This is a genomic window from Pseudomonas alliivorans (genome assembly GCF_017826695.1).
Lineage (GTDB): Bacteria > Pseudomonadota > Gammaproteobacteria > Pseudomonadales > Pseudomonadaceae > Aquipseudomonas > Aquipseudomonas alliivorans.
Genome location: NZ_JAFFZW010000002.1, coordinates 177,124 through 200,342 on the forward strand (window position 1 = coordinate 177,124; position 23,219 = coordinate 200,342).

Genomic DNA, 23,219 nt, shown 5'->3' on the forward strand with positions numbered 1-23,219 from the left:
GGCTCCCATCGGATATCACAAAGTCTTGATGCAAGGGCGGGAGAAGTGGATCTCCCGCCCTGCAGCGTGCGGTTACTTCTTCGGGTAACCCGCGCGCTTCATGTCGCGCTCTGTGGAGGTCTGAGCATTTTTCAAGGCGGCATCGACCGAGGTCTGACCGATGAGCGCGGCCGAGAACTGCTGGCCAACACTGGTGCCGATGGCCTGGAACTCGGGGATCGTCACCAGTTGAATACCGACATAAGGCACCGGCTTGAGGGTCGGTGTCTTGGGCGTCACAGCCTTGAGCGACTCCAGCGTGATGTTGGCGAACGGTGCGGCTTTCTTGTACTCATCGCTGTAGGTCGAAGCGCGGGTACCTGGCGGCACGTTGGAAACGCCATCCTTCTCGGCCACGAGCGCGGCGTACTCTTTGGAGGTCGCCCACTGGGTGAACTCGGCGGCGTCCTTGGCATTCTTGGCGCTGGCAGGAATCGCCAGGGACCACGAGTAAATCCAGGATGAGCCCTTGTCGGTCACTTCATGCGGCGCGTAGGTGAAGCCGACGCTGTCAGCCACTTTGCTTTGTGTCTTGTCGGTCACGAAGGAGCCGGCCACGCTGGCGTCTACCCAGATGGCGCACTTGCCGCTGTTGAACAGTGCGAGGTTCTCGTTGAAACCGTTGCTCGATGCGCCCGGCGGGCCGGACTGCTTCATGGTGTTGACGTAGAAATTCAGCGCGTTCTTCCATTCCGGCTGATCGAACTGTGGTTTCCACTGCTCATCGAACCAGCGTGCGCCGTAAGCGTTGGCCAGGGTGGTGATCAGCGCCATGTTCTCGCCCCAGCCGGCCTTGCCGCGCAGGCAGATGCCGTACTGTTCCTTGGATTTGTCGGTGAGCTTGCCAGCGAACTCGGCGATCTGGGTCCAGGTCGGACGCTCGGGCATGGTCAGGCCTGCCTTTTCGAACAGGTCCTTGCGGTAGTAGGTGATCGAGCTTTCTGCGTAGAACGGCAGGGCGAACAGTTTGCCGTCGACCGACAGGCCGTCACGCACCGAAGGGAACACGTCATCGAGTTCGTAACTGGCAGGCAGGTCCTTCATTTCCTGCAGCCAGCCCTTGGCGCCCCACAGTGACGCCTCGTACATGCCGATGGTCAGCACATCGAACTGGCCGCCCTTGGTGGCGATGTCAGTGGTCAGGCGCTGACGCAGGACGTTTTCTTCGAGCACCACCCAGTTGAGCTTGATGTCAGGGTGCTTTTCTTCAAAGGTCTTGGAGAGGCGCTGCATGCGGATCATGTCGCTGTTGTTGACCGTGGCGATGGTCACGGTTCCGGCAGTGGCGGTGCCACTGGCCATGAAACAGGTGCTGAGGACGGTACTGGCAAGCAGAACTTTTGCTGAGGTCTTCATTGATCACTCCTCTTCCACGCCCAGAGAGCTGCAGAAGGCAGGTTATTGTTTTTGTCTCTTCCGGAGGAAGGAAGATGTGGACTGATTACAACGGCGTTCGTGATGAAAGACAAATCCTGCACCGCACTGCCACTGATACTTTTTTGCAGTGAGTCTGCAAGCGTGCCTGCACCGCGAACGCCCGGTGACAGGCGTTGGCGAAGTTTGAGCGTAGACGATGGGCGAGGAGGCGGGGCGAATCAGTACAGGTTTTGTTCGGTCAGTCGCTGGACGGCCAGGCGCCGGTAATGCGATGGCGTCATGCCCTTGAGTTGCTGAAAGCGCCGGTTGAAGTTGGAAATGTTGTTGAAGCCGGACTCGAAGCACACGTCGGTCACTGGCTTGTCGCCATCTGCCAGGAGCTCGCAGGATTTGCTGATGCGCAGGCGATTCACGAACTCGACAAAGCAGCGTCCGGTGGCCTGCTTGAAGACTCTGGAAAAATACGTGGGCTTCATGCCCAGGTACTCGGCAACTTCCTCCAGCGGCAATTCCCGGCTGTAGTTGGCAAAGATGTAATCCACCGCCCGGTTGGTCCGGTCGACGCTGTGCTCGTCCGCCGCATGGGTGACGGCCGTGCCGGACAACAACTGATAATCATCGCTGGCCGCCAGCAGTTCCAGCAGTATGAAGAAGTGGCCCAGACGGGTGATGCCGCTGGAGTCGGCGATGCGTTGCATCAGCTTCATGGCCTGGCGAATGGTGCGCTTGCAGCGAAACTCGATACCGTAGCGGGCACGCTCCAGCAGCGGCGCCAGGGTTCTGAGTTCGGCGAAGACCTGATTACCGCTTTCCAGCAGCTCGTCGGTGAAGTTGACCAGCATGTCGCGCTTGGGCACGACTTCGTCTTCGTCGATCTGGCTGATCCAGTTGTGCGGCAGGTTGGGACCGGTCAGGAACAGGCTGGCCGGGTGGAAGTTGCCGATGTAATCACCTACGAATACCTTTCCGGAGCTGGCTACGATCAGGTGCAACTCGTATTCCTTGTGAAAGTGCCAGCGCACCAGCGGACAGGGAAAACCGTGCTCGCGATAAATGATCGAAAGACCGTTATGGTCGTCCATCAATTCATAGGAAGGGTCCGCAATTCTTGTTGTTTTGCTCATGGCGTGGCCGTTTGCAGTGGTTGCCAGAGCGTTAATGTGCCTCATTTTTCAGATCATTGCCCGACCGTCACCGAAAAAACGCTTAGGATCAGTCACTCTTCACAGCAGTGATTGCAGGAGCGGGACGCGATGAAACAGATTCTTCTCATCGGCATGGGGGCCGGCGATCCCGAGCAGATCACGGTTCAGGCCATCAACGCGCTGAACCGGGCGAACGCCGTCTTCCTGCTCGACAAGGGTTATGCCGACGACGATCTGCTGCAAGTGCGCAAAGCGATTTGCGAGCGCTACATCACGCACACCGATTATCGGCTGGTGCAGGTCCAGGACCCGCGCCGCGAAGACGATCCAGACGGCTACGAGCGCGGTGTCGAGCATTGGCACGAACAGCGCGCCATCCTGTTTGAGCGCCTGATCGGCGATGAGCTTGGCGAGAACGCGGTGGGCGCGTTTCTGGTCTGGGGCGATCCCGCGCTCTACGACAGCACCATGCGCATCCTCGACCGGGTGCTGGCGCGGGGCAGGGAAGTCCTTGAGTATCAGGTCATTCCTGGCATCACCAGCGTGCAGGCGCTGGTCGCCAGTCATCGCATACCGCTGAACCGTATCGGCGAACCGCTTCTGATCACCACAGGCCGTCGCCTTGCAGCGAGCCCGGAAGATGAGCCAGACAACGCGGTGGTCATGCTCGACGCCCATTGCACCTTTGATCGTTTCGTCGGCAAGGGGCTGGATATCTATTGGGGCGCCTACCTGGGTACCCAAGACGAGATACTGGTGTCAGGCAGGCTCGATGACGTGTGTGAACAGATCAAACGCCTGCGCGCCGAGGCGCGACAGCGCAAGGGGTGGGTAATGGATACGTATCTGTTACGCAGGCCTTGTTCCCCGACGCAGACGACAGATTGACCGTCCAGGGAGCACCGGGCTTCAGGCCCTGAATCGCCCGGATTGCGTCATCAACCGTTTCCACCACGGCCCTTTCACGGGCGCTGAGTCTGAAGTTGTCTGCACCTGAACCAGTTCAGGCACGTCGCGCAATCTGATCCAGAGATCGTCATGCCATTGCAGTGTGCTCAGCGGACGCCCTTGCCAGCGCATCTGACAGGATTCAGGGTGGTCGAAGTCTTCGCGATGCCGGGCGTGCAAGGTCGGGAGTACGTCCTGAACCAGCCATTGACGCAGGGCTCGGTTCTCGGGAACGTAATGATGGACGAGCATGGCGAACACTGCGGATTCGCTGAGCATCAGGCAGCGTTCCCACGCTTCGTGCGTCTGCAGCCACGCTGTGCGGGATTGATCGGCATCGAGTTTCAGCGTAGAGCGTTCGTCCAGGCGCTTGCCCATGAGGCGGGCAAGGTCTGACAGGGGAAACCAGGCCTGAGCACCGATCATGACGGCTCGCAGCATGCGGTGATGGCGGATGAAGACGGTGGGTTCGAGATAGTCGGTGCAAGGGGAGGCGGGGTGTGGCAGGTCCATGAGTGAAAGCTCCTTTGAGTAAAAGAGCTGCCCGGCGTCGTCAAACGCAGTGGGTGGCAGCTGTGCGAAGGTTGACGAACCGGCCTTCACTCAAGCACACCGGCAGACCCGAAGGTCTCCGACGCACAGCCGCCATGAGGTCACCTTGAGCACAGGAAGTGCAAAGGCAACATGCATCGCGATTGCGAATGAAGGTTCGGATCGTCAAATCCGGTCACTGTTCTGCAGCGACGGCGCACCTTAAAGCCGCAAATCGACACGCGCAAGCGGTCAGGATTTTCTCGGAAACTTCATACGAAGGGAAGGGAATTGTCGCTACTAGCAGACGACTTTCGGGCCGCTTTACAGGCTTTAAGCGTAAAAGGATGCATGCCGATATCGGGCGAATGTGCATCCGTGTATTGACAGAAAACACTCAAACCTTGCGATTTTTCGCCTCGATCCACTGCGCCATGTACTTGGTGCTCTTGTGGTGATGGTGCCGCAGCATCGAGCCGGTGAAATTGGCCAGCCGGTGGCTCGGCAGGTCGCGGCGCAGGGCGTCGATGCGCTCCATCAGGCTGGCGCAATGCTGCTCGTGTCGAAAACGCGCGTTCAAGAGGGTCCAGCCAGCCGTTTGCGCTTCAGACCACAGGGCTCGATTCTGATAAAGACGCACCGCGGCGTCTGCGATGTGCGCCGGATCGGTCTCGACCTTTCCGGGCCATGGCAACCCGCCACTCATGGCTTCGGCACCGATCGGTGTCGTGACCGAGGGTGTGCCGCACAGCATGGCATCAATGAGCTTGCCTTTGATGCCGGCCCCGAAGCGCAAGGGTGCCAGGCATACGCGTGCGTCGGACATGACCTGCAGCGCATCCTCGGCCCAATTCATGATGTGGAAACCTTGAGCGCCATTGTGCAGCGCCGTCGCCTTGGGCGGCGTGTAGGCGCCGTAGATGTGCAGTTGCGCCTGAGGCAGCTGCTGGCGGATCAGCGGCCAGATGGCGTTTTTCATCCAGAGCACCGCATCCCAGTTCGGCGCATGGCGGAAGTTGCCAATGCTGAGGAAGTGCGCACGCTGGTCAAACGGCCTGGCGGCCCGCGATGGTTCATCGAGCATCAGCGGGCACCAGTGCAGCAATGATGCAGGCATGCCGAACGATCCTGTCAGCAGATCGATCTCCACGTCCGAGGTCATCAGGTTCAGGTCGCATCGGTACAGCGATGCGATTTCACGCTGGGCCAGATCACTGGCCGCCATCAGGCTGAACAATTCAGCATCGCCAGCGCCGAACAGGTCTGAAACGTCATTGCCGGACTCTTCGTTCAGCAGATCCTTCAGCCTTTGATGGCGTGCATGGCGCAGGCTCTGCAGGTCGGAGGTCTCGAGAATCCGTAGCGCGCCGGGGCACTGCTGCTCGACCCGCCAGCCGAACTGTTCCTCGATCATGAACTGATCGAACAGCACCACGTCGGGTTGAAGGTCGCTGACGAACGCATCGAAACTGCTGTTGTTGAGCTCAATGTGCACCTCGGTGATGCCCAGGCTGACCAGATCCGCGCGATGCTCGCCTTCTGTGGCAGGGCTGGCGAAGGTGATTTGCCAGCCATGTTCGAGGAAGCAGCGAATCAATTGCATCACGTGCCCGCTGGCCGCAGACGAGCGCGGCTCGGGCCAGACATACCCGATCATCAACAGGCGCTGGGTGGCGTTCTCGGCAGGCGGGGAGAGGCGGCTGGATGTTTCGATATCAATGCTGGTCAAGAACGCTTTTTACCTTGTCGCGCAAATCATCGATGGAGAAGGGCTTGCCGATCGAGTGCATGCCCTCAGGCACCTCGATGTTTTCCGAATACCCGCTGGCGAACAATACGGGCAGTTCAGGGCGCAACGCTCTGGCTTTTTTGGCCAGTTCAGTGCCTTTCAGATCAGGCAGGCCCTGATCGGTCATCATCAGGTCGATGCTTCTGGTTTGGTCCTTGATGATTTCAAGCGCGGTCATTGCATCTTCGGCTTCGAGCACCGTGTATTCCAGCTCCTCGAGAACGTCGACGATCAGCATGCGCACAATAGTGTCATCCTCGACCACAAGAATGGTGCTGGTTGCGTCCGGCATGGTTGACTCCTTAAAGCCTGAAAATAAAGGTGGTGCAAAGAACGCAGAACGTCATGCGCCTTGCCGGGCAGTGCAAGGTCAATGACCCTGACGTGTCCGCTATTCATACAGTCCCTGTATCAGTAAATAAAATGCACACAGAAGTTCAATCTGTCGCGGTTCCCCGCAAACCAGCATAGCAATCCATGACGTAAGAGCCACGCTTGCCGATGCGCAGGAGCTTATCGCCGATTTATGTGTGAAATTTCAATCCTCTAAGTGAGAAATGAGAGTCTTTTTCACGGGTTTACGGCAAACTCTACGGTTTTGATCCAACCGTCAGGGATTTTTCATGAATCGGACGTCTGTCGTCGATGAACAACGCTTCCGCAAACTACTGGGACGTAACGTTGGTCTGCCTCTAGCTGTCGGCGTGTTAAGCGCGGTTTTCTTCATCCTTTTGATCAGCTATCTGCTGTCGGCCATTCAATGGGTCGAACATACCGATAGAGTCATCAACAACACCAATCGCTCGATGAAGCTGTCCATCGACATGGAAACCGGCATGCGCGGTTTTCTGCTGACCGGTGATCAGCATTTTCTCGACCCTTATGAAGTTGCCAAGCCTCTGCTGGCGGCGGAACTTCAAGGGCTCCAGACGCTGGTGGAAGACAACCCGACTCAGCTCGACCGTTTCCGGCGCCTGCTCACCCTGCAGGACGAGTGGAATGCCTTTGCGCTTGAGATGATCAAGCTGCGCCGCGAAAACGGCGACTACCAGACGCCGGTCCTGGCCGGGCGGGGCAAGCGTATCACTGACCAGATCCGTACCGAATACGATCAGGCGGTGGAGATGGAGCAGCAACTGCGCCTGAACCGCAACGCCGAAGTGACCCGCAGTACGGTGATGTCTGTCGCGCTGTACCTGGTTTTCGTGGTTATCGTCAGCGGCATACTGGCCTGGGTCGGCCGTCGTGACCTGATGTCGCTGTCCGACACCTACAGCGAGAACCTCAGGCAGCAGGAAATCAACGCCGAACGCCTGCAGAAAGTTGCCTGGCTGCGCAACGGGCAGAGCGAGCTGGCCGAACAGGTTCTGGGGCAACTGACCCTGAACATGCTGGGCCGCAATATACTGCTTTTTCTGGCCCGGTACCTGGGGGCTTCAGTGGCTGCGATCTATGTGCGTCAGGAGCACGGTGGTCTGGTGCGCGTGGCCTCTTACGGTTTTTCGCGTGAACAGGAAGCGCGCGATCAGACCATTCATAGCGATGAAGGTATCGTCGGCCAGGCGGCGCGACAGGATCGTGTCATTACTCTGAACGATGTGCCCGTCGATTACTTCAAGGTCAGTTCCGGTCTGGGCGACGGCTCGCCACGCAGCGTGATCGTTGTGCCGACCAGCAATGACGATCAGGTCAACGGCGTGATCGAGCTGGGCTTTTTGCACGCGCTGACCGAACAGGACATTGAGTTCCTCGAATTGATCTCCGACAGCGTTGGCACCTCCATCGAGGCGGCTCGTTACCGCCAGCGTCTTCAGGAAGTGCTGTCCGAGACACAGCAGCTCAATGAAGAGCTGCAAGTGCAGCAGGAAGAACTGCGTACCGCCAACGAAGAGCTCGAGGAGCAGTCGCGGATTCTCAAGGAATCCCAGGTGCATCTGGAGACCCAGCAGGCCGAGCTTGAGCAGACCAACGAACAACTCGCCGAGCAGGGTCAGGCGCTGGCTGATCAGCGCGATGCGCTGGATCGCAACAATGAAGAATTGAATCAGGCCCAGGTCGAATTGCAGGCCCGCGCCGACGAGTTGCAGCGCTCCAGCAAGTACAAGTCCGAATTTCTGGCCAACATGTCCCATGAGCTGCGCACGCCGCTCAACAGTTCGCTGATTCTGGCCAAACTGCTGGCCGAAAACCCGACCGAGAACCTCACTGCCGAACAGGTCAAATTCGCCGAGTCGATCTATTCGGCGGGCAATGACTTGCTGAACCTGATCAACGACATTCTGGACATTTCCAAGGTCGAGGCCGGCAAGCTTGAAGTGCGGCCTGAAAACAGCAGCGTGTCGCGTCTGGTGGAGGGGTTGCGCGGCCTGTTCCAGCCTCTGGCAACCGAGAAGCGTCTGCAGTTCACGGTCGAAATTCAGCCCGGTGCGCCGACCATGCTGTACACCGACCGGCAGCGACTGGAGCAGATTCTGAAGAACCTGCTGTCCAACGCCATCAAATTCACCGAAACCGGCACCGTGAGCATGATCGTGTCGCGTCAGCCGGGTTCAGGTATTGCATTCACGGTGCGCGACTCTGGCATCGGCATTGCTGAAGAACATCAGCAGAGCATCTTCGAAGCATTCCGTCAGGCAGATGGCACGACCAACCGTCGTTACGGCGGCACCGGGCTTGGGCTGTCGATTTCCCGCGACCTGGCCGCGCTGCTGGGTGGTTCGATCAGCGTGACCAGTGCGCCGGGGCAGGGCAGCATCTTCACGCTGGTATTGCCGGAGCAGTACATCGAGCACTCCGCAGAGAGCCAGGGTTCCAACGTTGCTGCCGTGGTGTCGGTACCGATCAAGCCCGCGCCGGTCATCGCCAGGCCTGTAGTGGAGCCGGTAGCGGCGCGTGACGAGGCGATTCCGGTGTTCGACGATGACCGCGACAAGGCGCCGTTCGACAAGCGCTGCATTCTGGTCATCGAAGATGAAGTGCGGTTCGCCCAGATACTGTTCGATCTCGCTCATGAACTGGGCTACTACTGCCTGGTGGCTCATGCGGCCGACGACGGCTTCAATCTGGCCGCGCGCTTCACGCCGGACGCAATCCTGCTGGACATGCGCCTGCCGGACCACTCGGGCCTCACAGTGCTGCAACGCCTCAAGGAACTGGCGCCTACCCGACACATCCCCGTGCATGTGATTTCGGTCGAGGACCGGCAGGAAGCGGCCTTGCACATGGGGGCCATCGGTTACGCGGTCAAGCCCACGACCCGCGAAGAACTCAAGGACGTATTCGCCAAGCTGGAAGCGAAACTGACCCAGAAGGTCAAACGCATTCTTCTGGTCGAGGACGATGCCTTGCAGCGTGACAGCATTGCGCGCCTGATTGGTGACGACGACATCGAGATCACCGCAGTAGGTTTCGCTCAGGAAGCGCTGGATCTGCTGCGCGACAACGTCTATGACTGCATGATCATCGACCTCAAGCTGCCGGACATGCTCGGCGACGAGTTGTTGCGGCGCATGTCCACCGAGGAAATCTGCTCGTTCCCGCCCGTGATCGTGTACACCGGGCGTAACATGACCCGTGATGAAGAAGCCGAGCTGATGAAGTATTCACGCTCGATCATTATCAAGGGCGCTCGCTCGCCGGAGCGTCTGCTCGATGAGGTGACGCTGTTCCTGCATAAGGTGGAGTCCCAGCTCTCGAATGAGCGTCAGAAGATGCTCAAGACGGCTCGCAGCCGCGACAAGGTGTTCGAGGCTCGCAAGATTCTGGTGGTCGATGACGACGTGCGTAACATCTTCGCGCTGACCAGTGCGCTGGAGCACAAGGGCGCAGTAGTCGAGATTGCGCGTAACGGGTTCGAAGCGATTGCGAAACTCAATGAAGTCGAAGATATCGATCTGGTGCTGATGGACGTGATGATGCCGGAGATGGACGGCTATGAAGCGACCATCGAGATTCGCAAGGATCCGCGCTGGCGCAAGCTGCCGATCATTGCGGTAACGGCCAAGGCCATGAAGGATGACCAGGAGCGTTGCCTGCAGGCAGGTTCGAACGACTACCTGGCCAAGCCGATCGACCTTGACCGACTGTTCTCGTTGATTCGCGTGTGGCTGCCAAAAATGGAACGTATTTGAATGCGCACGGCCAAACCGGTCTTCGACCACATTTTCGGGTTCGTCCATGCACCTTGATCGCAACGCCGACATCGAGTTGAGGTTGCTTATTGAGGCGATCTACCTCAAGTACAGCTACGACTTTCGGGATTATTCCGGCGCTTCGGTCAAGCGCCGTGTGGCGCACGCGTTGCGCCAGTTCGATTGCAGCACGATCTCCGCGCTCCAGGAGCGTGTGTTGCACGACCCGGCCGCGTTCATGCAGTTGCTGCAGATCCTCACCATTCCCGTGAGTGAGATGTTTCGGGATCCGTCGCACTTCCTGGCGATTCGCCAGGAAGTCGTGCCGCTGTTACGCACCTATCCTTCCATCAAGGTATGGATCGCCGGCTGCAGTACCGGAGAGGAGGTGTATTCAATGGCCATTCTGCTGCGTGAGGAAGGGCTGCTGGAGCGCACGATCATCTACGCCACCGATATCAATCCCAGCTCACTGGAGAAAGCCAAGCAGGGCATTTTCTCGATGGAAAACCTGCGTGCCTATACCGAGAACTATCGCCAGTCTGGTGGGTTGCGTGATTTCACGGACTACTACACATCGGCCTATGATTACGCGATCTTCGACAAGACGTTGCGTGAAAACGTGACCTTTGCCGATCACAGTCTGGCGACAGATAGTGTATTCTCCGAGACGCAATTTATTTCCTGTCGTAACGTATTGATTTACTTCAATAAAAAACTTCAGGATCGAGCTTTTGGGTTGTTTCATGACTCGCTTTGTCATCGGGGGTTTCTGGCGTTGGGCAGTAAGGAGACGCTCGAGTTTTCAGCCTATGGCAATGCGTTCGAGGCGCTGGTCAAGCCTGAGCGGATCTACCGCAAATCATGAAGACGACCTTTGCCGGGGCTTCGACCGACAACGCTTTGCCGGTAGTGGATGCGATTGTGGTCGGCGCTTCTGCAGGTGGTGTCGAGGCGCTGCTGAAAATTTTCAGTTGTCTGCGACCGGGTTTCGGCCTGCCTATCCTGGTGGTGCTGCATCTGCCGGATGATCGTCGCAGCCAGTTGGCGCATGTGTTCCAGAGTCGTCTGCCGTTTCCGGTAAAGGAAGCCGACGACAAGGAAAGTATTGTGCCCGGCACGTTATATTTTGCGCCGTCGGGTTATCACCTCTCTGTCGAGACTGACCGTACGTTGTCATTGAGTCAGGAAGACCGGGTTTTCTATTCAAGGCCGAGCATCGACATCCTGTTCGACTCGGCCTCGGACGCCTACGGTGAGCGCCTGGCGGGCGTGCTGCTGACCGGTGCCAACAACGACGGAGCGCAGGGATTGCTGCAAATCAAGCATTATAAAGGTTTCACAGTGATTCAGGACCCACGGCAGGCCCAGGCGCGTACCATGCCCGAGGCCGCTCTGGCGCTGCATTCGCCGGATTATCTTCTGTCTTTGAACGAAATCGGACCTTTGCTGGCCGAGCTGGAACGAATCGCATGCTAAATGAAGTCCAGGCAAAACTGCTGATCGTCGACGATCTGCCGGAGAACCTGCTGGCCCTCGAAGCGCTGATCAAGCGCGAGGACCGACTGGTGTTCAAGGCGCTGTCGGCTGACGAGGCATTGTCGCTCCTGTTGCAGCATGAATTCGCCCTCGCCATCCTCGATGTGCAGATGCCCGGCATGAATGGCTTTGAGCTGGCCGAACTGATGCGCAGCACCGAGAAGACCAAGAGCATCCCCATTGTATTCGTCAGCGCTGCGGGTCGTGAGCTCAATTACGCGTTCAAGGGCTATGAAAGCGGTGCGGTGGACTTCCTGCACAAGCCGCTGGACATCCATGCGGTCAAGAGCAAGGTCAACGTGTTCGTCGATCTGTTCCGGCAGCGCAAAGCCATGAAGATGCAGGTCGAAGAACTTGAACGCAGCCGCCAGGAGCAGGAGACACTGCTCAAGCGCCTGCAATCCACTCAGGGTGAACTCGAGCACGCGATACGCATGCGTGATGACTTCATGTCGATTGTCTCCCATGAGGTGCGTACGCCGCTCAACGGCCTCATTCTGGAAACCCAGTTGCGCCAGTTGCACCTGGCCAAGGGCAACATGTCGGCGTTTACGCTCGACAAGCTGCGCGCCATGGTCGACCGCGACGAGCGTCAGATTCAGAGCCTGATACGGCTGATCGAAGACATGCTGGACGTGTCGCGCATCCGGACGGGCAAGCTGTCTATCCGGCCCAGTCCGTTCGACCTGTGCGAACTGGTGACCCAACTGCTGGAAAATTTCTCGGCTCAGATCGCCGCGGCGAACTCGAGCGTCACGCTGGTTGCCGATGAGCCGGTCATCGGCGTGTGGGATGAGTTCAGGATCGAGCAAGTGATTGCCAACCTGCTGACCAATGCACTGCGCTATGGCGCTCGCAAGCCCATCGAGGTTCGCGTGTACTGCGAGGGCGGTCAGGCCAGTGTCGAGGTTCGCGATCAGGGCATCGGTATTACCCCCGAAAACCAGAAGCGTATCTTCCAGCAGTTCGAACGGGTCTCGGCCAACCATGCGGTCGCCGGACTCGGCCTCGGGCTGTTCATCTCCGAACAGATCGTCATGGCTCACGGCGGCCGTATAGAGGTGGAAAGCGAAGAGGGCAAGGGGTCGGTTTTCCGCGTCTGCCTGCCTCAGTAAATCGGGCAGGCCTCAAATACAGATGGCATTACGGAATTATCGTATTTCCGTCGCAACCTCCTCAGCGCGCCGTGGTCGTATTGGCAGCTATCTATAAGATCAAAGGCAGTTCAATGAGCGCTGATGCAGAAAACGTCGTACTTATCGTCGAAGATGAACCCCTGATCCTGATGCTGCTGGCCGATTATCTCTCGGGCGTGGGCTATCGCGTCCTGCAGGCCGAGAACGGCGAGCAGGCATTCGAGATTCTGGCCACCAAACCGCATCTGGACCTGATGATCACGGACTATCGCCTGCCTGGCGGTATTTCAGGTGTGCAGATTGCAGAGCCGGCAGTCAAGTTGCGCCCGGAACTGAAGGTCATTTTCATCAGTGGCTACCCGGCAGAAATCATTGATTCGGGCAGTCCTATTGCGGCCAAGGCCCCCATTCTGGCCAAGCCGTTCACCATGGAAACGCTGCAGTCGCAGATCCAGGACTTGCTGGCTTGATTGTTCGCTGAAAGCCGTTTCTGCCCGGACGGCGTGGGGCTCTCGGAGGTCACGACAGCAGCGATTGGCTGCGTGGCGGTCTCTGGCTACATCTGATACACCACCTGCCGGGGCTTGGCACATCGCTGGCAAGCCGCCTCCCACAGCCTGGTGTTCACTTCGCCATGACGGGGCAATGGACCCCCTTGAGTCCGGATGGCGTGCAGCAGAGGGCTATCGAACTTGAGCTGTCTCAGGCCTCGATCATTTCCCGCACTTTGGACGTCAGGTGATCGAACGCAAACGGTTTGGTGATCAACTGCATGCCGGTGTCCAGAAATCCTGCACGTGCCGCTGCATGTTCGGCATAGCCAGTGATGAACAGAACCTTGAGTTCCGGACGCAGTTGCCGGGCAACCTCTGCAAGTTGGCGACCGTTCATGCCTGGGAGTCCGACATCACTGATCAACAGGTCAATGCGCTGACCTGACTCCAGTATGGGCACCGCAGCCAGAGAGTCTCCTGCCTCGAGGAAGGCATATCCAAGCTCGCTGAGTACCTCGCTGACCAGCGCCCTTACGGCCGGATCGTCTTCGACGATCAGCACGGTTTCGCCTTCTTTGGCATACACCGCATTGCTCTGGAAGGTTTGTTCGTCTTCGTCCTGATTGCCCTTGAAGCGGGGCAGGAACAATTCCACGGTGGTGCCCCGGCCGACTTCGCTCTTGATCGCCACATGCCCGTGAGACTGTTTGCTGAAGCCGTAGATCATGGACAGCCCCAGGCCTGTGCCCTGACCGATAGGCTTGGTGGTGAAAAACGGGTCGAATGCGCGGCTGATGACCGCTTCCGGCATGCCGCAGCCGTTGTCGGTGATGCTCAGGACAACGTAGTCACCGGGCAGCAGGTTTTCGTGGGCGTTGGTAAAGGACTTGTCCAGTTGACGATTGTAGGTCTCCACCGTCAGCAATCCGCCATCAGGCATGGCATCGCGGGCGTTGAGTACCAGGTTGAGCAGGGCATTTTCCAGTTGATTGGGGTCAGCTTCGGCAGTCCACAGATCACTGGCCAGATGCATGTCCAGCTTGATGCTCTCGTTGACACTCCGCTGAATCAGTTCGCCCATGGCATTGATCAGGTGATTCATTTCAACCGGCTTGGAGTCCAGCGACTGACGACGCGAGAACGCCAGCAGGCGATGGGTGAGGGCGGCTGCGCGGTTGGCTGACGTCACGCCAAGGTCGATGAGGTTATCCAGTCCCTCGGTGCGTCCGCGGGCCAGACGTCGTCTGATCAGTTCCAGACTGCCGATAATGCCGGTCAGCATGTTGTTGAAATCGTGGGCAATACCGCCGGTCAATTGGCCGACCGCTTCCATTTTTTGTGACTGACGAAGCACTTCTTCCTTGTGCCGCAACTGTGAGGTGCGCTCTTCGACTTGCTGTTCCAGCGTTTCGTTGAGGCGCCGCAGTTGGGATTCAGCCTGTTTGCGCTCGGTGATGTCGGACGTCACACCAACCAGCGAAACGACGAGGCCGTTATTGTCCCGTATGGCGCGGGCCCGCACGTCGACCCAGTTAAGCGAACCGTCCGGCCAGACATTACGGTATTCAATGATGAAATCCACGCCGATATCCAGACTTCGCTGCAGCGCAGATTGCATGCGCGGCTGGTCTTCGGGATAAACCACATCCAGCCAGTCTTCGTAGGTGAAAGCTTCAAGCTCTTCACGGCCGTAATGGCCTCGGGTAATCGCTGAACACGTGAGTTGCAGATGCTCGGACTCCAACTCCCATGACCCAAGGCGTCCGGCCTTGAGCGCATTTTGCAGGCGTTTTTCGCTTTCCAGAAGGTCTTCCAGGCGCCCACGGGCTTCGTACTGACGTCGTCGTCCGCGTACCGCGGTTGCCACCAGACTGACCAGCGTGACCGGGTGGAAGGGGCGTTCGAGGAAGGTCACGTTACCCAACAGGCTGCCCATGCGTGCCGAAGGATTCTGCTCGGGGCCGCCATGGTGAGTCAGCAGTACAATGGGCAGGTCCGACCAGGCGGGCTGCTGACCCAGCAGGTCGAGCAGTGGAGTGATATCAACGGTGCGCAAGGCTTCATCGGCAACGATCGCAAGACCCGCGCCGGTCTCTAATTCTGCGACCAGCTCATTCAGATCGCGTGCAACGGTTGCCGGATAACCGGCCTCTTTGAGAATCATCAGGGCAATCTGGCTGTCCCGTCCACGTGGCGCCAGAATGATCGCCCGTTCTGAAAGTTGCCCCGCAATACTCACAAGTCATCGTCCGTCAACAGCGGTTTGCTTTCGCCCAGATAGGTAGGAACGCCACGCAGCACGCCTTGGAAGGCTTCCAGTGGCGCACCGATCTTCAGACCCTTGGTGCTGATCCGGTATTCGCGGATGGTCGATTCGTGCGTACCGGTTCGTTTCTTGATGATCGAGATGGCCCGGCGTACCTGGCCCAGCGCCTCGAAATAGCGCAGAAGAATGACGCTGTCGGCCAGGTAGGTGATGTCGACCGGCGAGCGCATATCACCGACCAGCCCGTGTTGAGCAACGGTCATGAAGGTCGAGGCACCGCGGCGATTCAGATAAAGCAGCAGCTCATGCATGTGCAGAACCAGTGCATTCTCTTCAGGCATGGACGCCTGATAGCCATTGATGCTGTCGATCACGACGGTCTTGATCTGCTTCTGATCGACTGCACGTCTGACGCGATGAGAAAATTCGCCGGGCGACAGTTCTGCGGCGTCAATCTGCTCAATCAGCATGTTGCCGGTTTCCTGCAGCGCACGCAGGTCAATACCGATCTTCAACATGCGTTCGAACAGCAGCCCCATCTCTTCATCAAAGATGAAAAGCCCGACTCGCTCGCCTCGTGCAACTGCCTGAGCAGCGAAAACCATCGAGATAAGTGACTTGCCCGTGCCCGCAGGGCCCAGAATCAAGGTGCTGGAGCCGCCCTCGATGCCGCCGCCGAGCAGATCGTCCAGCTCCTGAATGCCGCTGCTGAACTGGGCGCGCGAGTAATTGGATCGGTGCTCGGCAGCCACCAGTCGTGGAAAGACGTGGATGCCATCTTCGGCAATCGTGAAGTCATGAAAGCCGCCACGGTACTTCTGGCCACGGTACTTGACGATCTTCAAGCGCCTGCGTTCTGCGCCATAGGCAGGCGTCAGTGACTCGAGTCGGATAACGCCGTGGGCCACGCTGTGCACGGTCTTGTCCAGCGCTTCGGTGGTCAGGTCGTCCAGCAGTACGACGGTCGCATCGTAGCGGGCGAAATAGTGTTTGATCGCCAGAATCTGACGGCGATAGCGTAGCGAGCTCTGCGCAAGCAGGCGTATTTCCGAAAGGCTGTCGATGACCACACGGGTCGGCTTGACGCGTTCGACCACTTCGAAAATCTGCCGTGTCGCCTCGCCCAGCTCCAGATCGGAGGAGTACAGCAGGCTCTGATGATGGTCCGCGTCCAAAAGGCTTTCCGGCGGCGTCAGCTCAAAGATCTTGATGTGTTCATCCAGATCCCAGCCATGGGAACGCGCGCCATCGCGCAGCTCCCGTTCGGTCTCGGAAAGCGTGATATACAGCGAAGTTTCGCCCGCTCGGGCACCTGCCAGCAGAAACTGCAGCGCTACGGTTGTCTTGCCGGTTCCGGGTTCTCCTTCGAGAAGGAAAACGTGACAGCGTGAAAGACCTCCCGAAAGGATGTCGTCCAGACCTTCAATGCCGGTTGCCGCTTTTGACGTATTCAAGTATTGCCCTCTGATAACTGACGGAGCAGTAGTAGTGTCACCCAATACTGGACATCATGGCACTACGACGGTTCAGACTATTTGGTGGCTCGCACTGCCTGCGCCCTTGCCGCAAGGGCATATGGGTCCGGCAAATGTCACAACAGTCTCCTGACAGTAGTCATGACTGGATTGTTATAGTCCAACGATGGACATTCATCTGCCTGAGGATCATGCCGTGCGTGATTACCAAACTTTTCTGGTTGAGCTGAACGACAACATTGCCCATGTGCAGATCAATCGCCCGGACAAGGTCAACGCCATGAGCGAGGCCTTCTGGACCGAAATCATCGAGATATTCCAGTGGATCGAGCAGGAGGACGAGGTTCGGGTCGTGGTGCTCAGCGGCGCTGGCACGCACTTTTCGTCCGGCATTGACCTGAAGATGCTCGCTGCGGTCGCCGGCCAGCTCGGCAAGGACGCTGGGCGCAACGCCCGGGTGCTCAGGCGCACCATCCTTGACATGCAGGCGTCGTTCACTGCCGTGGACAAGTGTCGCAAGCCAGTTCTGGCTGCGATTCAGGGCTATTGCCTGGGAGGGGCCATCGATCTGGTGTCGGCTTGCGACATGCGCTATGCCGCAGCCGACGTGCAGTTCGCGATTCGTGAAATCGATATGGGCATGGCGGCCGATGTCGGCACACTGCAACGCCTGCCGAAAATCATTCCCGATGGCATCATGCGCGAGCTGGCGTATACCGGCCGTACGGTCGAGGCCGAGGAAGCAGAGCGCATCGGGCTGATCAATCGCAGCTTTACCGATAAAGCCGCGTTACTAGAAGGTGTCATGGCCATCGCCGGACAGATTGCCGGGAAATCGCCGATTGCCATCGAAGGCACCAAGCAGATGATTGGCTACATGCGTGACCACCGCGTGGACGATGGGCTTGAGCACGTTGCTATCTGGAACGCTGCCATGTTGCAATCAGCGGACCTGAAGCTGGCAATGGTTGCCCAGATGAGCAAGCAGAAGCCAGTCTTCGACAATTGAAGCGGTAGCACGCTTGCGTTCGAACAGAGGAGTTTTTCCATGACGCGCCCGGTGCGTTGGACGACCGCAGTACTGGATATCGAGGCCAGTGGCGGTTGGGCCGTGGTCCATGGCGACCACGGGTTTCTGTTGGACAGCAACGGGGTGATGTTCCCCAGAGCCTGGCTGAAGGGGCTGGACCTGCCGGTACAGAGTGAGCACGGCATCGGTCATTTCGACGGCGAAGCGGTCTATCTGCTGGTGCTTGAAAGGTCGGTAGCGGTTGAGGGCTGTTCGTGGCAGGGCTTGCGGCAGTTCATGCTGGAGGGTGACTTTGCCATCTTTCAAATGCTGGGTTATGCCGCGCAGATCAGCACCTGGGCCAGGGAACACCGCTTCTGCGGGGCCTGTGGCCGTCCGACGGTGCAGGTGCCCGGCGAGCGCGCCATGTACTGCGAGCATGACAATCTGCGGCTCTATCCGCGCATTTCACCTTCCATGATCGTCCTGATCACCCGCGGCGACGAGATCCTGCTGGCGCGGTCGCCGCGCTTTGTAACGGGCGTTTACAGCACGCTGGCGGGGTTCGTCGAGCCCGGCGAAGCTGCCGAGGATTGTGTGCGCCGTGAGGTGATGGAAGAGGTGCAGGTTCGCATCAAAAACCTCAAATACATGGGCAGTCAGTGCTGGCCGTTTCCGCATTCGATGATGCTGGGCTTTCACGCTGAATACGACAGCGGTGAGATCGTGCCCCAGGCCGATGAAATCGAAGACGCACGCTGGTTCAATATCAATGACCTGCCACCGTTGCCCGCCAGCCGTTCCATTGCGCGTTACCTGATCGAGGCCTACCTGGCCGAGCGATCAGGCGCCCCCGAACCAGTGTTGCCAGGCTAGACGTACCGTCAGGCCCAGCACCACGGTGATGAACACAGGGCGGATGAACTTTGCGCCGCCCTTGATCGCCGTCCCTGCACCGAAGTAAGCGCCGAGCATCACCGCCAGGCCCATGCACAGGCCGATCACGTAATCCACCTGACCCGAGAACATGAACACCGACAGCGCCACCGCATTGCTGACAAAATTCATGCTGCGCGCAACGCCGCTGGCTTTCACCAGATCAACCGGGTAAATCAGCAGCGTGCTGACCGTCCAGAAAGCGCCGGTTCCAGGACCGGCGACACCATCGTAGAAGCCCAGACCCAGACCCTGCGGCAACTGCCATTTCTTCCTGATAGGCGCATCGCTGTCCAGCGGCGCCTTGGGTGTGCCGCCGAACAGCAGGTACAGGCCGCAGCCGAACACAATCACCGGCAGCATCTGATTCAGCCACTCCGCAGGCAGGTAATGGGCAATCACCGCGCCTATTGCCGCGCCGACAGCGGTGCCGACAATGGCGTGAATCCACTGTTTCGGATCGAACAGCTTGCGCCGGTAGAACGTGAAGCTGGCGGTCGCTGAACCAAAGGTCGAGCTGAGCTTGTTGGTGCCCAGCACGAGATGAGGCGGCAGGCCTGCGGTCATCAGGGCTGGTGTGGTCAGCAGTCCGCCGCCGCCAGCGATGGCGTCGATGAATCCGGCAATGAAGGCAACCACCGCCAGAATGGCGAGCGTGGTCAGGTCGACGCTGAGTTCGAAAGGCATGGAGGGCGGCTTATGGCAGAAGGGCAGAATGGCGGCGCATTCTAACCCTTTGCCGAATGTTGCAGGAAGCCTGTCAGATGTCCGCGAGCGCTATCCAGCGTTGCTGCTCGGCGGCCAGCCGGATCGCCGCGGCCAGTCGCTCGATCTGCCAGGCTTCCTCGAAATCAGGACCTCGGCTGCCTTGGCCGCATATCGACAGGATCAGCGCCTGAACCTCCAGAGCCTTGAGCTCGTTGTACCCCAACTGATGGCCCGGCGCGGGACAAAACGCGGCATAGCCAGGCAGCGACGGGCCGGCCAGCAGTCGCTGGAAGCCGTCCCGGCCGGGCGCTCCGGCACGGTACAGGCGCAACTCGTTGAGTCGTTCCTGATCGAAGGCCAGTGTGCCTTTGGTCCCGCTGATCTCGAAGCTGAGATGATTCTTGTAGCCGTGCTTGAGCCAGCTGCTGCTGAAGGTGCCGCGTGCGCCGTTGGCGAAGCGCAACAGGGCATGGGTCTGATCGTCGACCGCAATGTCGCGCAGCTCGGTGCTGCCCGCGCTGGCAGGGCGTTGACGGTGAACGGTACTGACGTCGGCACATACCGCTTCGACGTCGCCCAGCAGGTAACGCGCCATGGCCAGCAGGTGGCTGCCCAGATCGGCCAACGCTCCGCCTGCGTGAGCGGCTTCGCAGCGCCACGACCAGGGCGACTGTGCGTTGCCCATGAAGTCTTCACTGAATTCGCCCTGAAAACTGACGATGTCGCCCAGCTCACCCGCCTTGATCATTTCCCGGGCCAGGCCAATCATCGGGTTATGCTGATAGTTGTAGCCCACCTGGGTCACGACGCCTGCGGCCCTGGCGCTGCGGCGCATCTGATCGGCCTGGGCCAGACTCACGGCCAATGGCTTTTCGCAGTACACTGCCTTGCCTGCGGCAATGGCGGCCATGGCCATCGGGAAATGCAAATGGTTTGGCGTGGTGATCGCCACGATCTGTACGCTCGGATCATCGATCAATTGTTGCCAGTCGGCATGGCTGCGATCAAAGCCCCAGGCCTGCGCGCACTGCTCGGCACGTGCGCTGTCGGCGTCGGCCAGCGCGGCAAGACGAATACGCGCGGGAAGATCAAGGGCCGCGTTGGCATTGCCGAATGCCAACGCGTGAGCACGGCCCATGAAGCCGGTACCGATCAGACCGATACCGTATTCCGGAAGGGTGGAAGAAGTGATTTCCCGCATGACAGTCTCCAGAAAGGATTGTTGTTATGCGGAAAATATATTCCAATTAAATAATTAATGGAAAATATAATTCATATTTATGGCGCTGCGATGGTCTGGGTCCTGATGAATCAGGACAGGAAACCACCATCCACGTTCAGCGCCACACCCGTGGTGTAGCTGGATGCCTCGCTGGCGAGGTACAACACGGCTCCGGCCATTTCGCTGGGCGCTGCGACACGTTTGAGCGGTATCTGGGCCAATGCCATGTTCAGAATCGCGTCGTTCTTGACCAGCGCCGAGGCAAATTTGGTGTCGGTCAGGCCGGGCAACAGGGCGTTGCAGCGGATGCCGAAGCCTGCACATTCCTTGGCGAATACCTTGGTCATGTTGATCACTGCGGCTTTGGTCATCGAGTACACACCCTGGAACGCACCCGGTGAAACCGCGTTGATCGACGCCACATTGATGATGCTGCCGCCGCCGGTCTCGCGCATCAGCTTGCCGGCCTCCACAGACATGAAGAAATAGCCGCGAATGTTCACGTCCACTGTTTTCTGGAAGGCGCTCAGATCGGTGTCCAGTACGTTGCAGAACTGCGGGTTGGTGGCGGCATTGTTGACCAGAATGTCCAGACGCCCGAACTGCTCACGAATCTGCGCGAAGACGCTGCCGATCTGTTCCATTTCACCGATGTGGCAGGCGATCGCGGTGGCCTTGCCGCCGTCGGCGGTAATGGCATCGGCAATCGCCTGACACCCGTCGATCCTGCGACTCGACACAATGACATGGGCGCCTTGCTGCGCCAGCAGACGGGCAATGGCTTCACCAATTCCGCGGCTGGCACCGGAAACGAAAGCGATCTTGCCGTCGAGGTCGAAGAGTTGAGTTCTGGACATGTCTTTTCCTTGTTCTGATGTCATCAAAGGCTGGAGTTGGCGATTACGTTCAGGCTCATCTGCTCCAGCAGCCTGTTCATATGAATGAACTGTGCGAAGCGTTTGTCCTGCGTCTGGCCGTGATAGAACCGGTAGTAAATCTGCTGCACGATGCCGGCCAGACGAAACAGGCCGTAGGCGTAATAGAAGTCGAAGTTGTCGATCCGCACGCCTGCACGTTCCGCGTAGTAATCCACGAATTGCTGGCGGGTCAGCATGCCGGGCGCGTGGCTGGGCTGACGACGCATCAGTTGTACGGGTGCCGGGTCATCGGCCTGAATCCAGTAGGCGAGGGTGTTGCCCAGGTCCATCAGCGGATCGCCCAGAGTGGTCAGTTCCCAATCCAGCACACCGATAATGCGCATGGGGTTTTCTGGGTCGAGAATCACGTTGTCGAAGCGATAATCGTTGTGAACGATGCTGGCGACCGGCGAATCGGCTGGCATCTTTGCAGCCAGCCAGGCCTTGACCTCATCCCACGCAGGCGCGTCGGGGGTCATGGCTTTCTCATAGCGCTCGGTCCAGCCCAGGATCTGTCGTTGCACGTAGCCCTGGGGTTTGCCCAGATCACCCAGGCCGCAGGCCTGATAATCGACCCGGTGCAGGTCCACCAGTTTTTCGATGAAGCTTTTGCACAGGTCTTCGGTCTGACTCGCGTCCAGGCCCAGTGCCGGTGGCAAATCCGAGCGCAGGATAATGCCCTGAACGCGTTCCATCACATAGAACTCGGACCCGATGACCGATTCGTCGGTGCAGTGCAGATAAGCCTGGGGGCAGTAGGGGAACGCGTCCTTGAGCTGGTTGAGGATGCGATACTCGCGGCCCATGTCATGGGCCGAGCGCGCCTTGTGCCCGAAGGGCGGCCGACGCAGCACCAGTTCCTGTTCGGGGTACTGGATCAGATAGGTGAGATTCGAGGCGCCGCCCGGGAACTGGCTGATCAACGGCGTGCCGTGCAACTCCGCAATATGGTTTTTGAGATACGGGTCGATAAGGGCGACGTCAAGTTCTTCGCCACTACGAATATCCGTGGACTGGTCAGTCAGCGCCATGCTTATCCCTTCTGCTTATTATGGTCAGCCAGAAACATTGACTAATCTAATGATCGAGTGACCCGCTAACAACTTCCGGATCGCCTTATAGGCTAGCGTGTTGCCGGTCAATCAGCGGCCTTGATCACTGATCGCGATCCGCGAGACGAAAAAAAACCGAAGCCTGCCGGCTCCGGTTTCTTCAGGTGCATCAATCGGGTCCTGGACTCAGACCGGGAACAGCTCGCTCAGCTTCATAGCCAGCATCATGTCGCCTTCGGCGCGCAGCTTGCCACCCATGAAGGCCTGCATGCCGTCGGTTTCGCCGCTGACAATGCCTTTGAGCGTTTCGCTGTCCATGACCAGCGTCACGTTTGCGTCAGGGTTCTTGCCTTCCTGCAGGTCGCAGGTGCTGTCCTTGACGATCAGGGCGTAATCCTTCTCTTCGTCGGTGATGTGAAAACCGAAGACCAGGTCCAGGCCGGCAGCGGCGCTCGCGTTGAACTTGGCTTGCATGGTTTTCACGGCGTCAGCGGTTGAGGTCATGT

General features: G+C 58.7%; 19 protein-coding genes and 2 pseudogenes. 9 read left to right on the forward strand and 12 right to left on the reverse strand.

The annotated features are described in order from the left end of the window. Positions 1–72: 72 nt before the first annotated feature. Together JTJ32_RS05550 and JTJ32_RS05555 are read right to left on the reverse strand one after the other, a co-directional pair. The gene (locus tag JTJ32_RS05550; protein WP_210041328.1) at positions 73–1,395 is read right to left on the reverse strand and encodes an ABC transporter substrate-binding protein; all 1,323 of its coding nucleotides are present in this window, start codon (positions 1,393–1,395) and stop codon (positions 73–75) included. Positions 1,396–1,634: 239 nt separating this feature from the next. After that, on the reverse strand, positions 1,635–2,540 hold the full coding sequence (locus JTJ32_RS05555) for an AraC family transcriptional regulator (RefSeq protein WP_099230810.1): 906 nt from the start codon (positions 2,538–2,540) through the stop codon (positions 1,635–1,637). A 129-nt stretch (positions 2,541–2,669) separates the two neighbouring features. Between JTJ32_RS05555 and cobF the strand changes: the two genes are divergently transcribed. After that, the gene (cobF, locus tag JTJ32_RS05560) at positions 2,670–3,449 is read left to right on the forward strand and encodes a precorrin-6A synthase (deacetylating) (protein ID WP_210041330.1); all 780 of its coding nucleotides are present in this window, start codon (positions 2,670–2,672) and stop codon (positions 3,447–3,449) included. A gap of 21 nt (positions 3,450–3,470) precedes the next feature. Here the strand turns inward: cobF and JTJ32_RS05565 are convergent, their stop codons facing one another. The 3 genes from JTJ32_RS05565 to JTJ32_RS05575 all read right to left on the reverse strand — a co-directional run bounded on the left by JTJ32_RS05565 (position 3,471) and on the right by JTJ32_RS05575 (position 6,121). Then, positions 3,471–4,022: a BRO-N domain-containing protein gene (locus JTJ32_RS05565; RefSeq protein WP_210041332.1), complete on the reverse strand. Its 552-nt coding sequence runs from the start codon at positions 4,020–4,022 to the stop codon at positions 3,471–3,473. 415 nt (positions 4,023–4,437) lie between these two features. Then, positions 4,438–5,697: a glycosyltransferase gene (locus JTJ32_RS05570; RefSeq protein ID WP_210041819.1), complete on the reverse strand. Its 1,260-nt coding sequence runs from the start codon at positions 5,695–5,697 to the stop codon at positions 4,438–4,440. A gap of 58 nt (positions 5,698–5,755) precedes the next feature. Further along, positions 5,756–6,121, reverse strand: a complete 366-nt coding sequence (locus JTJ32_RS05575; RefSeq protein WP_099230381.1) for a response regulator — start codon at positions 6,119–6,121, stop codon at positions 5,756–5,758. A gap of 331 nt (positions 6,122–6,452) precedes the next feature. Between JTJ32_RS05575 and JTJ32_RS26675 the strand changes: the two are divergent. The 6 genes and pseudogenes from JTJ32_RS26675 to JTJ32_RS05600 form a co-directional block, all read left to right on the forward strand. Further along, positions 6,453–8,619 (forward strand): annotated as a pseudogene (locus JTJ32_RS26675) (CHASE3 domain-containing protein); the annotation flags it as partial. A gap of 62 nt (positions 8,620–8,681) precedes the next feature. Continuing rightward, positions 8,682–9,959, forward strand: a pseudogene (locus JTJ32_RS26680) (response regulator); the annotation flags it as partial. Between the two features lie 46 nt (positions 9,960–10,005). Beyond that, positions 10,006–10,827 carry a CheR family methyltransferase gene (locus tag JTJ32_RS05585; protein WP_099230385.1) on the forward strand — a complete coding sequence of 274 codons (822 nt, stop codon included), beginning with the start codon at positions 10,006–10,008 and terminating at the stop codon, positions 10,825–10,827. Further along, positions 10,824–11,438 carry a chemotaxis protein CheB gene (locus JTJ32_RS05590; RefSeq protein WP_099230387.1) on the forward strand — a complete coding sequence of 205 codons (615 nt, stop codon included), beginning with the start codon at positions 10,824–10,826 and terminating at the stop codon, positions 11,436–11,438. Before JTJ32_RS05585 ends, JTJ32_RS05590 begins: the two co-directional genes overlap by 4 nt. Next, positions 11,432–12,613 (forward strand): hybrid sensor histidine kinase/response regulator, encoded by a 1,182-nt coding sequence (locus JTJ32_RS05595; protein WP_099230401.1) that lies wholly within the window; start codon positions 11,432–11,434, stop codon positions 12,611–12,613. The genes JTJ32_RS05590 and JTJ32_RS05595 overlap by 7 nt, the downstream gene beginning before the upstream one ends. A 113-nt stretch (positions 12,614–12,726) precedes the next feature. After that, positions 12,727–13,104: a response regulator gene (locus JTJ32_RS05600; RefSeq protein ID WP_004884919.1), complete on the forward strand. Its 378-nt coding sequence runs from the start codon at positions 12,727–12,729 to the stop codon at positions 13,102–13,104. Between the two features lie 232 nt (positions 13,105–13,336). Here JTJ32_RS05600 and JTJ32_RS05605 read toward each other — a convergent pair whose 3' ends face one another. Together JTJ32_RS05605 and JTJ32_RS05610 are read right to left on the reverse strand one after the other, a co-directional pair. Beyond that, the gene (locus JTJ32_RS05605; RefSeq protein WP_184322832.1) at positions 13,337–15,367 is read right to left on the reverse strand and encodes a response regulator; all 2,031 of its coding nucleotides are present in this window, start codon (positions 15,365–15,367) and stop codon (positions 13,337–13,339) included. After that, positions 15,364–16,848 carry an ATPase domain-containing protein gene (locus JTJ32_RS05610; protein WP_099230406.1) on the reverse strand — a complete coding sequence of 495 codons (1,485 nt, stop codon included), beginning with the start codon at positions 16,846–16,848 and terminating at the stop codon, positions 15,364–15,366. Before JTJ32_RS05610 ends, JTJ32_RS05605 begins: the two co-directional genes overlap by 4 nt. Positions 16,849–17,065: 217 nt before the next feature. On the opposite strand from JTJ32_RS05610, the gene JTJ32_RS05615 reads away from it, so the two are divergent. Together JTJ32_RS05615 and nudC are read left to right on the forward strand one after the other, a co-directional pair. Continuing rightward, complete coding sequence (locus JTJ32_RS05615; protein WP_210041336.1) at positions 17,066–17,878, forward strand: crotonase/enoyl-CoA hydratase family protein; 813 nt, start codon at positions 17,066–17,068, stop codon at positions 17,876–17,878. Positions 17,879–17,917: 39 nt separating this feature from the next. Further along, positions 17,918–18,754 (forward strand): NAD(+) diphosphatase, encoded by an 837-nt coding sequence (nudC, locus tag JTJ32_RS05620; RefSeq protein ID WP_210041338.1) that lies wholly within the window; start codon positions 17,918–17,920, stop codon positions 18,752–18,754. Here the strand turns inward: nudC and JTJ32_RS05625 are convergent. The 5 genes from JTJ32_RS05625 to JTJ32_RS05645 all read right to left on the reverse strand — a co-directional run bounded on the left by JTJ32_RS05625 (position 18,722) and on the right by JTJ32_RS05645 (position 23,217). Next, positions 18,722–19,501, reverse strand: coding sequence for a TSUP family transporter (locus JTJ32_RS05625; protein WP_099230409.1), 780 nt, complete (start codon positions 19,499–19,501; stop codon positions 18,722–18,724). The two genes, nudC and JTJ32_RS05625, sit on opposite strands and share 33 nt — an antisense overlap. A 73-nt stretch (positions 19,502–19,574) precedes the next feature. Beyond that, a complete protein-coding gene (locus JTJ32_RS05630) occupies positions 19,575–20,723 on the reverse strand; it encodes a Gfo/Idh/MocA family protein (RefSeq protein WP_210041340.1) in 1,149 nt (382 codons plus the stop codon). Positions 20,724–20,833: 110 nt separating this feature from the next. Then, the gene (locus JTJ32_RS05635) at positions 20,834–21,601 is read right to left on the reverse strand and encodes an SDR family oxidoreductase (protein WP_099230411.1); all 768 of its coding nucleotides are present in this window, start codon (positions 21,599–21,601) and stop codon (positions 20,834–20,836) included. A gap of 23 nt (positions 21,602–21,624) precedes the next feature. Continuing rightward, a complete protein-coding gene (locus tag JTJ32_RS05640) occupies positions 21,625–22,692 on the reverse strand; it encodes a phosphotransferase family protein (protein ID WP_184322828.1) in 1,068 nt (355 codons plus the stop codon). Between the two features lie 207 nt (positions 22,693–22,899). Further along, positions 22,900–23,217: an SCP2 sterol-binding domain-containing protein gene (locus tag JTJ32_RS05645; protein WP_099230415.1), complete on the reverse strand. Its 318-nt coding sequence runs from the start codon at positions 23,215–23,217 to the stop codon at positions 22,900–22,902. Positions 23,218–23,219: the final 2 nt, after the last annotated feature.